The sequence below is a fragment of the Enterobacter cloacae complex sp. P12RS genome, assembly GCF_014895875.1.
GTDB classification, from domain to species: domain Bacteria; phylum Pseudomonadota; class Gammaproteobacteria; order Enterobacterales; family Enterobacteriaceae; genus Enterobacter; species Enterobacter bugandensis.
The window spans coordinates 23,173-35,167 of sequence record NZ_JADBQO010000033.1 but is presented as its reverse complement, the minus strand read 5'-3'; the positions used below and the strand labels follow the sequence as shown (position 1 = coordinate 35,167).

The following is an 11,995-nucleotide window of genomic DNA, read 5'->3' as shown; positions in this document are numbered from 1 at the left end:
GGGTCGTTAGCTCAGTTGGTAGAGCAGTTGACTTTTAATCAATTGGTCGCAGGTTCGAATCCTGCACGACCCACCAATGTAAAAAAGCGCCCTAAAGGCGCTTTTTTGCTATCTGCGATCTGGATGATTCGAACCTGCAGCAGGTTCGAGCCGAACGTAGTGAGGCACCGGAGCCGTTTACGGCGACGGCCCGAAGGGCGAGCGAAGCGAGTCATCCTGCACGACCCACCAGTGTAGAAAGGCGCCCTAAAGGCGCCTTTTTGCTATCTGCCGTACAACAAATGCTCCGCCCATCTATTCCCGGTGACTTTTCACTCCAGATTCGCTATCTTGTTTAGTATATAAAACACAATTGCCCTGCGTTTTGCTTTGTCAGGCAAAAGAAAGGCAATATTGTTAAGCCAGTAAAACGAGAAGCCATAATGAGCGTGATGTTCGATCCTGAAGCCGCAATCTATCCGTTTCCGCCAAAGCCTGTGCCATTAAGCCAGGATGAAAAACAATTCTACCGCGAGAAGATCAAACGGCTTCTCAAAGAGCGCGATGCGGTGATGGTGGCCCATTACTACACCGATCCGGAAATCCAGCAGCTGGCGGAAGAGACCGGGGGCTGTATTTCTGATTCACTGGAGATGGCCCGCTTCGGTGCAAAACATCCCGCTTCCACGCTGCTGGTTGCAGGCGTGCGCTTTATGGGCGAAACGGCAAAGATCCTCAGCCCGGAAAAAACCATTCTGATGCCGACGCTCAATGCGGAGTGTTCGCTCGATCTCGGCTGCCCGATTGACGAATTCAACGCCTTCTGCGACGCCCATCCTGACCGGACCGTGGTTGTTTACGCCAACACCTCTGCGGCGGTAAAAGCGCGCGCAGACTGGGTGGTTACGTCGAGCATCGCCGTTGAGCTGATTGAGCATCTGGACAGCCTGGGTGAGAAAATTATCTGGGCCCCTGACCGCCATCTTGGCAATTACGTTCAGAAGCAGACCGGCGCTGACGTTCTCTGTTGGCAGGGCGCCTGCATTGTGCACGACGAATTCAAGACCCAGGCGCTGTCCCGTATGAAGGCGCTTTATCCTGACGCGGCCATTCTTGTTCATCCTGAATCACCGCAGTCGATTGTTGATATGGCCGATGCGGTTGGCTCAACCAGCCAGCTTATCAACGCGGCCAGGACGCTGCCGCACAAGCAGCTCATCGTCGCGACCGATCGCGGTATCTTCTATAAGATGCAGCAGGCCGTACCGGAGAAAGAGCTGCTGGAAGCACCAACGGCAGGTGAGGGCGCAACGTGCCGCAGCTGCGCGCATTGCCCGTGGATGGCGATGAACGGCCTGAAGGCCATTGCCGAAGGGCTCGAGACAGGCGGTGCAGCGCATGAAATTCATGTGGACGCCGCTCTGCGTGACGGTGCGTTAATTCCGCTTAACCGCATGCTGGATTTTGCGGCTACACTACGTACTTAATTCAAAAACGCCCTGGGGAAAAGATGGATTTTTTTAGCACGCAAAACATTCTGGTTCATATACCGATTGGTGCAGGTGGCTATGACCTGTCATGGATTGAAGCCGTAGGCACGCTGGCGGGGTTGCTGTGTATCTGGCTGGCAAGCCTGGAGAAGATCAGCAACTACGCGTTCGGGCTGATTAACGTCACGCTGTTTGCGATTATCTTCTTCCAGATCCAGCTGTACGCCAGCCTGCTTTTACAGCTCTTTTTCTTCGCTGCCAATATTTACGGCTGGTACGCCTGGTCCCGGCAGAACAGCCGGCAGGAGGCTGAGCTGCAGATCCGCTGGCTGCCCTTACCGAAAGCCATCGCCTGGTTTGTCGCCTGCGTCGTCGCCATTGGTTTGATGACCGTCTACATCAACCCGGTGTTTGCGTTCCTGACCCGCGTTGCCGTTTCGGTCATGTCCGCGATTGGCCTCAACGTGACGATGCCGGAGCTTCAGCCGGATGCCTTCCCGTTCTGGGATTCCTGCATGATGGTGCTGTCGATCGCGGCGATGGTGCTGATGACCCGTAAATACGTTGAGAACTGGCTGCTGTGGGTCATCATCAACGTCATCAGCGTGGTGATTTTTGCCCGTCAGGGCGTCTATGCCATGTCGCTGGAGTATCTGCTGCTGACCTTCATTGCCCTGAACGGCAGCCGGATGTGGATCAAGAGCGCGCGTGAGCGTGGCTCACACGCGCTTTCAAGCTAGTGGTGATGATGTGAATGGTCGGGCTGCGCCTCGTTAAGGTGGCAGTCCGGCCCGCTACAGGGCTGATACTCCATCTGGATGGTGGCGTGACCTATCTCATAGTGATGTTCAAGAAAGTGCTGGATGCGTTCAAGCAGCGCGTCGTGGTCGTGGGGCGGGATGACCTGGACGTGCAGCGTCATGACAGGCTTCTCGCCTACCAGCCAGACGTGCACGTGATGAACGTTACGCACTTCCGGGACAGTACGGCGCAGGTTTCGTTTCAGCTCGTCAATGTCCATTGATGCCGGCGCTCCTTCCAGCAGTTCATTGACGCTCTCCTTCAGTAGCCGCCAGGCGCTGCGCAAGACCAGACACGATACCAGCACGGAGAGAATGGGGTCGACAGGCGTCCAGCCGGTATAGAGGATCACCAGCGCGGCGACAATCGCCCCGACTGAGCCGAGCAAATCCCCCAGCACATGCAGAGCCGCAGCGCGAACGTTGAGGTTCTTTTCCCCGCTGCCGCGATGCAAAATCCAGAACGCCAGAATATTTGCCAGCAACCCCGCCACGGCAATTACCATCATTGTCGTCCCGGCGATGGGCTGCGGGTGCCTGAAACGCTGTACGGCCTCCCAGACGATAAGAACAGTAATAACCACCAGCGCGATGGCGTTAACAAACGCGGCAAGGGTGGTCAGCCTCAGCCAGCCGAAGGTATGACGCGCGTTGGGTGGGCGGCGAGCAAACTGCACCGCCAGCAGGGCGAAAAGCAGCGCTGCGGCATCGGTCAGCATATGTCCGGCATCAGCCAGCAGCGCCAGCGAGCCGGAAACCAGGCCGCCAATAACTTCGATAACCATAAACGTGGCCGTAACGCCAAAGGCCAGCATAAGTCGTTTTGCGTTGTCGTTGCCGGGAGAAGATGGGTGTGAGTGGGTGTGCGCCATGTCTGCTTTCCTGATTCGTTATTATTTTAGTGTAGCGTTTTTAACAGGTTACTCCAAAAAGAAAGGAGAGCCTGGGCTCTCCTTTCACATTTGAAGCATCAAGAATTACTGGGTTGTGCCATCAGTTTTGGTATTGGCGTCGTTACCCACTTTGTCGTTCGGATCGGGACATTTGCCGTCCTTGCACATCGAGTTCTTATGAACCTCATCCGAGCTCATGTTGTCATGATTCATGGTGTCGGAAGCACTACCGTTCGGATGCAGCATGGTACCGCCGGTATTGGTATTGCCGGTATTGATCTGGCTGTTATCGACATTATTCGGGGCGATATTCTGTTTCGCATCAGGCGCAACCTGGCCTGCCGCTGCTGCCGCATTGGCATCACCGTTGCTGTCTGAAGCACCCGTTTCTGCGGCCAGGACGCTGCCGCTGGCAAGGGTGAGTGTGGCAGTCAGGAAGAGGGTGGTCAGTTTTGTCATTTTCATGATGGTGCTCCTGTTCTTGTCGTTACGCTGGATAACATTCTCCAACAGTGCATCTTTTTAGAGGCGAAAGATTCCGCCTCACGGACTTACGTCAGTAGGGAATCGCGTTTAAGCGTTTAAAAATGGTTGTTACAGTTAAAAAGCTTAGGTTAGATCTCATTTTTCGCTATTTTGTGGCGATTTTTAGGCAAATTCCAGGAATTATCTGCGTGAAGTGTAAAACCGTGTTTACACTTCCTGGTCGACAAGATAGATTGAAAGGATTGCTTTCATTACTAAAGATATGGCAGAGCTGGAAAGAAGATGAATTATCAGAACGACGATTTACGCATCAAAGAGATCAATGAGTTATTACCTCCTGTAGCACTCCTTGAGAAATTCCCCGCCACTGAAAATGCCGCAAATACGGTTTCTCATGCTCGTAAAGCGATCCACAAGATCCTGAAAGGTAATGACGATCGTCTTCTGGTGGTGATTGGCCCGTGCTCCATTCACGATCCTGCCGCTGCGAAAGAGTATGCTGCGCGTCTGCTCACCCTGCGTGAAGAGTTAAAGGATGAGCTGGAAATCGTCATGCGCGTCTATTTTGAAAAACCGCGCACGACCGTGGGCTGGAAAGGGCTGATTAACGATCCGCACATGGATAACAGCTTCCAGATCAACGACGGCCTGCGCATTGCGCGCAAGCTGCTGCTGGAGATCAACGACAGCGGCCTGCCTGCTGCCGGCGAGTTCCTGGATATGATTACGCCACAATACCTGGCAGACCTGATGAGCTGGGGCGCCATTGGTGCCCGTACCACTGAATCTCAGGTTCACCGCGAGCTGGCTTCCGGTCTCTCATGTCCGGTGGGCTTCAAAAACGGTACTGATGGCACCATCAAAGTGGCTATCGATGCCATCAACGCCGCGGGTGCGCCGCACTGCTTCCTGTCCGTGACCAAATGGGGTCACTCCGCCATCGTCAACACCAGCGGTAACGGTGATTGCCACATCATTCTGCGCGGCGGTAAAGAGCCAAACTACAGTGCAAAACACGTGGCAGAGGTGAAGGCCGGGCTGGAAAAAGCCGGGCTGCCACCGCAGGTGATGATCGACTTCAGCCACGCCAACTCCAGCAAGCAGTTCAAAAAGCAGATGGAAGTGGGGGCAGACGTCTGTCAGCAGATCGCTAACGGTGAGAAGGCGGTAATTGGGGTGATGATCGAAAGCCATCTGGTTGAAGGTAACCAGAACCTGGAAGGCAGCGAGCCGCTGGTGTATGGCAAAAGCGTCACCGATGCCTGCATTGGCTGGGACGATACCGATGCCATCCTGCGTCAGCTGGCGAATGCGGTAAAAGCGCGCCGCGGCTGAGTCCTCACGCACAAATAAAAAAGCGCGGAAGGCTCCGCGCTTTTTTTTATGTCCGGCGAAAATTACTTCGCTTTACCCTGGTTCGCGACAGCCGCTGCTTTCGCTGCGATCTCGTCCGCGTTACCCAGGTAGTAATGTTTGATTGGCTTAAAGTTTTCGTCGAACTCATATACCAGCGGTACGCCAGTTGGGATGTTCAGTTCGAGGATCTCGTCTTCGCCCATGTTGTCCAGATATTTCACCAGCGCGCGCAGGGAGTTACCGTGAGCAGCGATGATCACGCGCTCACCGCTTTTCAGGCGTGGCAGAATGGTTTCGTTCCAGTAAGGCACAACGCGGTCGATGGTCAGCGCCAGGCTCTCGGTGGTTGGCAGCTCAGCGTCGGTCAGTTTCGCGTAGCGCGGGTCGTGGCCCGGATAGCGCTCGTCATCTTTGGTCAGCTCTGGTGGGGTGACCGCGAAGCCGCGACGCCACTGTTTAACCTGCTCGTCACCGTATTTCTCAGCGGTTTCCGCTTTGTTCAGACCCTGCAGCGCACCGTAGTGACGCTCGTTCAGTTTCCAGGATTTCTCAACCGGCAGCCAGGCCTGATCCAGTTCGTCCAGCACGTTCCACAGGGTGTGGATGGCACGTTTCAGCACAGAGGTGTAAGCAAAATCAAAGCTGAAGCCTTCTTCCTTCAGCAGTTTACCTGCTGCTTTTGCTTCGCTTACGCCTTTCTCGGACAGATCAACGTCGTACCAACCGGTAAAGCGGTTTTCGTTGTTCCACTGGCTTTCGCCGTGACGCACCAGGACCAGCTTAGTAATAGCCATCTCTTACTCCTCAAGCATTTTTAGAATGATAACAATTCTCATTATATTGCTGTGGCCGTGCCAGCAGCAACGCTTAACCCTAACCATAGCGAAAATAGTCTCTGAGTGTAAGATGCTTGTGAATCCAGGGTTAGGATTTTGTCAGCGATCGGCGCTATTTTCAGCAAGACGCGCAGAAAAAAGCCCTCCGATGGGAGGGCTGGAAATCATTTCGGAATAAAATGGTATTCCGTCACGCTAATGTACTCTTCACCGGGGCGCAGCACGCAGTCCGGCTGCGGCCATTCAGGATGATTGGGGCTGTCCGGCAGGAACTCGCTCTCAAGCGCAAGTCCTTGCCAGTCGCTGTACTCATTGTGTTCGCGCGCCGTCGTGCCGCCGAGGTAGTTGCCCGAGTAGAATTGCAGGGCTGGGGCGGTGGTATACACCGTCATCTGCAGTTTTTCATCGCTGGACCAGACCTGTGCGGCAGGCTGCTTCACATCACCTTTGGCGTGCAGCAGGAACGCGTGATCGTAGCCTTTCACCTTGCGCTGATCGTCATCGCTCAGGAAATCCTGGGCGATAACTTTCGCGCTGCGGAAATCAAAGCTGGTCCCGCTCACGTCTTTCAGGCCCTGATACGGAATGCCCATCTCGTCAACCGGCAGATACGCGTCCGCCAGGATCTGCAGCTTGTGGTTACGCACGTCGCACTGGTTGCCGTCGAGATTGAAGTAGGCATGGTTAGTCAGGTTAACCGGACACGGCTTGTCGACCGTCGCACGGTATTCAATAGCGATACGGTTGTCGTCCGTCAGCGTAAAGCGCGCGGACGCGGTAAGGTTCCCCGGGAAGCCCTGATCGCCATCAAGCGAATCCAGCGAGAACAGCACTTCGCCGTCGTTTTGACGAACAATTTTCCAGCGGCGTTTATCAAACCCGTCCGGACCGCCGTGAAGCTGGTTCTCGCCCTGGCTTGGCAGCAGGGAGTACTGCACGCCGTCGAGCTCAAAACGGCTTTTCGCGATGCGGTTGGCATAGCGCCCGACGGACGCGCCCAGATAGGCAGACTGATTAACGTACTGCTCGGGTGAGGCGCAGCCCAGCAGGGTTTCGCGCACGCTGCCGTCCGGCATCGGTACGCGGGCAGAAAGCAGGGTCGCACCCCAGTCCATCAGCGTAACCACCATCCCCGCGCTGTTGCGCAGGGTTAACAGGCGATACGGCAGACCATCCGGTGCGAGGGTAGGTGTTTCGTTTAGCACTGTCCGGCTCCTTGTGATGCTTTACATACATAGAACGTTTCTTTGATGCCCGTTTGCGCTTCGTACTGCTTCGCCACGGCGTCCTGAACGGCAGGGACCAGCTCTTCCGGCACCAGCGCGACAATGCAGCCGCCAAAGCCGCCGCCCGTCATGCGCACGCCGCCTTTATCGCCAATAACCGCTTTGACGATGTCCACCAGGGTGTCGATCTGCGGCACGGTGATTTCAAAATCATCGCGCATGGAGGCGTGAGATTCCGCCATCAGCTCACCCATGCGCTTCAGGTCGCCTTTCGCCAGCGCGGAGGCGGCTTCAACGGTACGGGCGTTTTCGGTCAGCACGTGACGCACGCGTCTGGCGACGACAGGATCCAGCTCGTGCGCCACTTTGTTAAATTCATCGAGCGTCACGTCGCGCAGGGCAGGCTGCTGGAAGAAGCGCGCGCCGGTTTCGCACTGTTCGCGGCGGGTGTTGTACTCGCTGCCCACCAGCGTGCGTTTAAAGTTACTGTTGATAATCACGACGGCCGCGCCTTTTGGCAGGGGAACGGCTTTGGTACCAAGCGAGCGGCAGTCGATCAGTAAAGCATGCTCTTTTTTGCCCAGCGCGGAGATCAGCTGGTCCATAATGCCGCAGTTGCAGCCCACGAACTGGTTTTCCGCTTCCTGACCGTTCAGGGCAATTTGCGCCCCGTCCAGCGGCAGATGATACAGCTGCTGGAAGACGGTTCCCACGGCCACTTCGAGCGAGGCCGACGAGCTTAAGCCCGCACCCTGCGGCACGTTGCCGCTGATGACTAAATCGGCGCCGCCGAAGTTCTTATTGCGCTTCTGCAGATGCTTCACCACGCCGCGCACGTAGTTAGACCACTGCTGGCTGTCGTGCGTCACAATCGGGGCATCAAGGGAAAACTCGTCCGTCTCATTACCGTAATCCGCCGCAATGACGCGGACTTTACGGTCATCGCGCTTCGCACAGCTGATAACCGTCTGGTAATCGATGGCGCACGGCAGCACGAAGCCGTCGTTGTAGTCGGTGTGTTCACCGATCAGGTTGACGCGACCAGGCGCCTGAATTACGTGGGTGGCAGGGTAGCCAAATTTCTCAGCAAACAGGGATTGTGTTTTATCTTTCAGACTCATTTTTAGACTCCTGATTCGCGATAGTGGACGTCGCTGACGGCACGCAGACGCTCTGCCGCCTGTTCCGCCGTCAGGTCACGCTGGGTTTCCGCCAGCATTTCATAGCCCACCATAAATTTACGCACCGTTGCAGAGCGCAGCAGCGGCGGATAGAAATGGGCGTGCAGCTGCCAGTGCTGATTCTCTTCGCCGTTAAACGGCGCGCCGTGCCAGCCCATGGAGTACGGGAAGGAGCACTGGAACAGGTTGTCGTAACGGCTGGTCAGCTTTTTCAGCGCCAGCGCCAGGTCGTCGCGCTGCGCGTCGCTGAGATCGGTAATGCGCTGAACGTGCGCTTTCGGCAGCAGTAGCGTCTCAAACGGCCAGGCGGCCCAGTAAGGCACGACCGCCAGCCAGTGTTCGGTTTCCACTACGGTACGGCTGCCGTCGGCCAGCTCGCGCTGGGTGTAGTCCACCAGCATGGGTGAGCCGTTTTCTGCGAAATAGTCCTTCTGGAGACGGTCTTCACGCTCGGCTTCGTTGGGCAGGAAGCTGTTCGCCCAGATCTGGCCGTGCGGATGCGGGTTAGAGCAGCCCATCGCCGCGCCTTTGTTTTCGAACACCTGCACCCACGGATAACTTTGCCCCAGCTCAGCGGTTTGCGCCTGCCAGGTGCTGACCACCTCTTTCAGCGCGTCCAGGCTCAGCTCCGGCAGCGTTTTGCTGTGATCGGGCGAGAAGCAGATCACGCGGCTGGTACCGCGCGCGCTTTCGCAGCGCATCAGCGGGTCGTGACTCGCGGGAGCATCCGGGGTGTCGGTCATCAGGGCGGCAAAATCGTTGGTAAACACGAAGGTGCCTTTGTAGTCCGGGTTTTTATCCCCGGTCACGCGCGTGTTGCCCGGACAGAGGAAGCAATCCGGGTCGTGCTGCGGCAGGGTCTGTTTTGCAGGCGTCTCCTGCGCCCCCTGCCAGGGACGCTTGGCGCGATGCGGAGAGACCAAAATCCATTGCCCGCTTAGCGGGTTAAAACGACGATGCGGATGATCGACGGGATTAAACGAAGTCATGACGGATCCTTAGTCCGGATAACCCTGCGGGTGGCGTGACTGCCAGTGCCAGGTATCCTGTGCCATTTCATCAAGCGTGCGGGTGACACGCCAGTTAAGTTCTTTATCGGCTTTGGTGGCATCGGCCCAGTAAGCAGGCAGGTCCCCATCACGACGCGGAGCGAAGTGGTAGTTCACCGGCTTACCGCAGGCTTTGCTGAAGGCGTTAACCACGTCCAGCACGCTGCTGCCGACCCCGGCACCGAGGTTATAAATATGCACGCCCGGTTTGTCAGCCAGCTGCTGCATGGCTGCAACGTGGCCGTCTGCTAAATCCATCACGTGGATATAGTCACGCACGCCGGTGCCGTCTTCGGTAGGGTAGTCATTGCCAAAAATGGCCAGCGACTCGCGACGGCCTACCGCCACCTGGGCGATATACGGCATCAGGTTGTTCGGAATGCCCTGCGGATCTTCACCCATATCGCCAGACGGATGGGCACCGACCGGGTTGAAGTAGCGCAGCAATGCGATGCTCCACTCCGGCTGGGCTTTTTGCAGGTCGGTCAGGATCTGCTCTACCATCAGCTTGCTTTTGCCGTATGGGCTTTGCGGCGTACCGGTCGGGAAGCTTTCAACGTAAGGAATTTTTGGCTGATCGCCATAGACGGTGGCGGAGGAGCTAAAGATAAAGTTTTTGACGTTTGCCGCGCGCATGGCGGAGATCAGACGCAGGGTACCGTTGACGTTGTTGTCGTAATACTCAAGCGGTTTCGCAACGGATTCACCGACCGCTTTCAGCCCCGCGAAGTGGATCACCGCTTCGATGGCGTGGTCGTGAAGGATTTCGGTCATCAGCGCTTCGTTGCGGATGTCGCCTTCCACGAAAGTCGGCTGTTTACCGCCAAGACGTTCAATCACCGGCAGCACGCTGCGCTTACTATTGCACAGGTTGTCGAGGATGATCACATCGTGACCATTTTGCAGCAGCTGCACACAGGTATGACTTCCGATGTAACCGCTACCACCTGTTACCAGAACTCGCATAATTCGCTCCATTGGGCCTATGGTATGTAATAACCATAGCATAACAGAGACGCAAAAAGTGTGACATGGGATAAAATAGTGGAATCGTTTACACTCGTTTTCACACTCGCTTTTTCGATGACGTAGAGCATTCTAGATCAAAGGGATAGCGATGTATTGATGCAAGTTATCTGAAAAGAGGAGGGCGGTGCCCTCCGCGGTTAATCTACGTTGCTGAGAAGGTAGCGATAACCCTCACCGTCCGCGACAAACTCGAGGCGGTGGGTGATGCAGGAGGGGGCATCTTCGGAATGGTGTGAAACGAACAGCAGCTGCGTTTCACCTTCGCTAATCAGCACGTCCACAAAGCGGCGGACCAGCTGTCGGTTAAGCGGATCCAGCCCCTGCAGCGGCTCGTCGAGGATCAGGAGCGTAGGGTGTTTTACCAGCGCGCGAACGATCAGTGCCAGGCGCTGCTGCCCCCACGACAGGCTATGAAACGGCGCGTCAGCCACCCGGTTATCCATCCCCAGAATATCCAGCCACTGCTGGGCCAGCTTGTGCTGTTTATCTGACACCGCCTGATAAATGCCTATGGAATCAAAATAGCCGGAAAGGATCACGTTGCGTACCGTAGTACTGACCCGGTAATCCAGATGCAGGCTGCTGCTAACGTAGCCAATGTGCTTTTTGATATCCCAGATGGTTTCGCCGCTGCCGCGACGGCGGCCAAACAGCGTCAGATCGTTACTGTAGCCCTGCGGGTGATCGCCGGTTATCAGGCTCAGCAGCGTGGATTTCCCCGCGCCGTTGGGACCGACAATCTGCCAGTGTTCGCCAGGATTGACCGTCCAGCTGAGGTGATTCAGGATCGGTCGTTCGTCATAGGAGACTACGCCATCGCGCAGGACGATAAGCGGCTGCCGGGGATCGAGACCGTGGCGTGCTGCCGGCGCGTCGGGATCCGGCAGCGCAATGCCCGCCAGCTTTTCGCTGTGCGCAAGCTGGGCAATCAGCGCCTGTCGGAGCAGCGCGGACTTTTCTCCGGTTTCGATCAGGCTACAGTCTGCCAGCACGCCCGCGTTCTGCACGAAGTCAGGAATTTCATCGAAGCGGTTCAGCACCAGTACGATCGTATAGCCTTCCTGATTCAGAGAGTCCAGCAGGGCAGCCAGCTGGGCGCGGGAGTGGACATCCAGCCCGTCAAAGGGCTCATCCAGAATCAGCAGCTCCGGCTGGCTCATGAGCGCCTGGCACAGCAGCGTTTTCCGCGTCTCGCCGGTAGAGAGGTACTTAAAGCGCCGGTTCAGCAGCGCGGAAATGCCAAACTGTTCCGCCAGATGCTGACAGCGGGCGGGATCTTTCACCTCATCCTGAATAATTTCCGCCGCCGTGCGGCCGGTATCTTCTTCGCCAGGACTGAGTAAATCGGTATTGTTGCGCTGCCACTCGTCGCTGACCAGCTTCTGCAGCTGTTCAAAGGACAGGCGCGTCAGGCGCGCGAAATCGCGCCGGCATTCGCCTTTGAGAAGGGTAAGCTCTCCGGCCAGCGCGCGGGCCAGCGCGGATTTACCGCTGCCGTTAGTGCCGACAAACGCCCAGCTTTCACCCGCGCGTATTGTCAGATCGGCAATCGTCAGCGTTCGGGTATCGCTAAGACGAAACGTACCTTGCGAAATATGCAATGATGACATGATGTATCCCATTTTTTGCAGCAATTGATATCAGGGATACGCACTGTCGTCACGATTGTC

General features: G+C 56.4%; 11 protein-coding genes, 1 tRNA gene and 1 other RNA gene. 5 read left to right on the top strand and 8 right to left on the bottom strand.

The genetic code is table 11. The features are described 5' to 3' along the window. The 4 genes from IM284_RS18070 to pnuC all read left to right on the top strand — a co-directional run bounded on the left by IM284_RS18070 (nucleotide 1) and on the right by pnuC (nucleotide 2,209). Nucleotides 1-76: transfer RNA gene (locus IM284_RS18070), tRNA-Lys, on the top strand. 26 nt (nucleotides 77-102) lie between these two features. After that, nucleotides 103-231, top strand: a non-coding RNA gene (locus IM284_RS18065) — RtT sRNA. 191 nt (nucleotides 232-422) lie between these two features. After that, nucleotides 423-1,466, top strand: coding sequence for a quinolinate synthase NadA (gene nadA / locus IM284_RS18060; RefSeq protein ID WP_047363817.1), 1,044 nt, complete (start codon nucleotides 423-425; stop codon nucleotides 1,464-1,466). 23 nt (nucleotides 1,467-1,489) lie between these two features. Beyond that, nucleotides 1,490-2,209, top strand: a complete 720-nt coding sequence (pnuC, locus tag IM284_RS18055) for a nicotinamide riboside transporter PnuC (RefSeq protein ID WP_047367750.1) — start codon at nucleotides 1,490-1,492, stop codon at nucleotides 2,207-2,209. On the opposite strand, the gene zitB is transcribed toward pnuC, so the two are convergent. Next, nucleotides 2,206-3,141: a CDF family zinc transporter ZitB gene (zitB, locus tag IM284_RS18050; RefSeq protein ID WP_028012392.1), complete on the bottom strand. Its 936-nt coding sequence runs from the start codon at nucleotides 3,139-3,141 to the stop codon at nucleotides 2,206-2,208. The genes pnuC and zitB overlap by 4 nt on opposite strands. A 105-nt stretch (nucleotides 3,142-3,246) precedes the next feature. Continuing rightward, on the bottom strand, nucleotides 3,247-3,627 hold the full coding sequence (locus IM284_RS18045) for a protein YbgS (protein WP_045259933.1): 381 nt from the start codon (nucleotides 3,625-3,627) through the stop codon (nucleotides 3,247-3,249). Between the two features lie 303 nt (nucleotides 3,628-3,930). On the opposite strand from IM284_RS18045, the gene aroG reads away from it, so the two are divergent. Then, nucleotides 3,931-4,983: a 3-deoxy-7-phosphoheptulonate synthase AroG gene (gene aroG / locus IM284_RS18040; protein WP_028012394.1), complete on the top strand. Its 1,053-nt coding sequence runs from the start codon at nucleotides 3,931-3,933 to the stop codon at nucleotides 4,981-4,983. A 62-nt stretch (nucleotides 4,984-5,045) separates the two neighbouring features. On the opposite strand, the gene gpmA is transcribed toward aroG, so the two are convergent. The 6 genes from gpmA to modF all read right to left on the bottom strand — a co-directional run bounded on the left by gpmA (nucleotide 5,046) and on the right by modF (nucleotide 11,935). Then, nucleotides 5,046-5,798 carry a 2,3-diphosphoglycerate-dependent phosphoglycerate mutase gene (gene gpmA / locus IM284_RS18035; protein ID WP_008501111.1) on the bottom strand — a complete coding sequence of 251 codons (753 nt, stop codon included), beginning with the start codon at nucleotides 5,796-5,798 and terminating at the stop codon, nucleotides 5,046-5,048. A gap of 206 nt (nucleotides 5,799-6,004) precedes the next feature. Next, the gene (galM, locus tag IM284_RS18030; RefSeq protein ID WP_047367751.1) at nucleotides 6,005-7,045 is read right to left on the bottom strand and encodes a galactose-1-epimerase; all 1,041 of its coding nucleotides are present in this window, start codon (nucleotides 7,043-7,045) and stop codon (nucleotides 6,005-6,007) included. Further along, nucleotides 7,039-8,187 (bottom strand): galactokinase, encoded by a 1,149-nt coding sequence (galK, locus tag IM284_RS18025; RefSeq protein WP_028012396.1) that lies wholly within the window; start codon nucleotides 8,185-8,187, stop codon nucleotides 7,039-7,041. The genes galM and galK overlap by 7 nt, the downstream gene beginning before the upstream one ends. 2 nt (nucleotides 8,188-8,189) lie before the next feature. Next, nucleotides 8,190-9,236 (bottom strand): galactose-1-phosphate uridylyltransferase, encoded by a 1,047-nt coding sequence (gene galT, locus IM284_RS18020; RefSeq protein ID WP_047367752.1) that lies wholly within the window; start codon nucleotides 9,234-9,236, stop codon nucleotides 8,190-8,192. A gap of 9 nt (nucleotides 9,237-9,245) precedes the next feature. Next, nucleotides 9,246-10,262, bottom strand: a complete 1,017-nt coding sequence (gene galE, locus IM284_RS18015; RefSeq protein ID WP_041910754.1) for a UDP-glucose 4-epimerase GalE — start codon at nucleotides 10,260-10,262, stop codon at nucleotides 9,246-9,248. Between the two features lie 200 nt (nucleotides 10,263-10,462). Then, nucleotides 10,463-11,935 carry a molybdate ABC transporter ATP-binding protein ModF gene (gene modF / locus IM284_RS18010; RefSeq protein WP_047367753.1) on the bottom strand — a complete coding sequence of 491 codons (1,473 nt, stop codon included), beginning with the start codon at nucleotides 11,933-11,935 and terminating at the stop codon, nucleotides 10,463-10,465. Between the last annotated feature and the right edge of the window lie 60 nt (nucleotides 11,936-11,995).

Excerpts from the sequence above, each read along its gene's own strand:
- nadA (WP_047363817.1), top strand. The coding sequence starts at position 423 with ATGAGCGTGATGTTCGATCCTGAAGCCGCAATCTATCCGTTTCCGCCA.
- pnuC (WP_047367750.1), top strand. The coding sequence starts at position 1,490 with ATGGATTTTTTTAGCACGCAAAACATTCTGGTTCATATACCGATTGGT.
- zitB (WP_028012392.1), bottom strand. The coding sequence starts at position 3,141 with ATGGCGCACACCCACTCACACCCATCTTCTCCCGGCAACGACAACGCA.
- IM284_RS18045 (WP_045259933.1), bottom strand. The coding sequence starts at position 3,627 with ATGAAAATGACAAAACTGACCACCCTCTTCCTGACTGCCACACTCACC.
- aroG (WP_028012394.1), top strand. The coding sequence starts at position 3,931 with ATGAATTATCAGAACGACGATTTACGCATCAAAGAGATCAATGAGTTA.
- gpmA (WP_008501111.1), bottom strand. The coding sequence starts at position 5,798 with ATGGCTATTACTAAGCTGGTCCTGGTGCGTCACGGCGAAAGCCAGTGG.
- galK (WP_028012396.1), bottom strand. The coding sequence starts at position 8,187 with ATGAGTCTGAAAGATAAAACACAATCCCTGTTTGCTGAGAAATTTGGC.
- galT (WP_047367752.1), bottom strand. The coding sequence starts at position 9,236 with ATGACTTCGTTTAATCCCGTCGATCATCCGCATCGTCGTTTTAACCCG.
- galE (WP_041910754.1), bottom strand. The coding sequence starts at position 10,262 with ATGCGAGTTCTGGTAACAGGTGGTAGCGGTTACATCGGAAGTCATACC.
- modF (WP_047367753.1), bottom strand. The coding sequence starts at position 11,935 with ATGTCATCATTGCATATTTCGCAAGGTACGTTTCGTCTTAGCGATACC.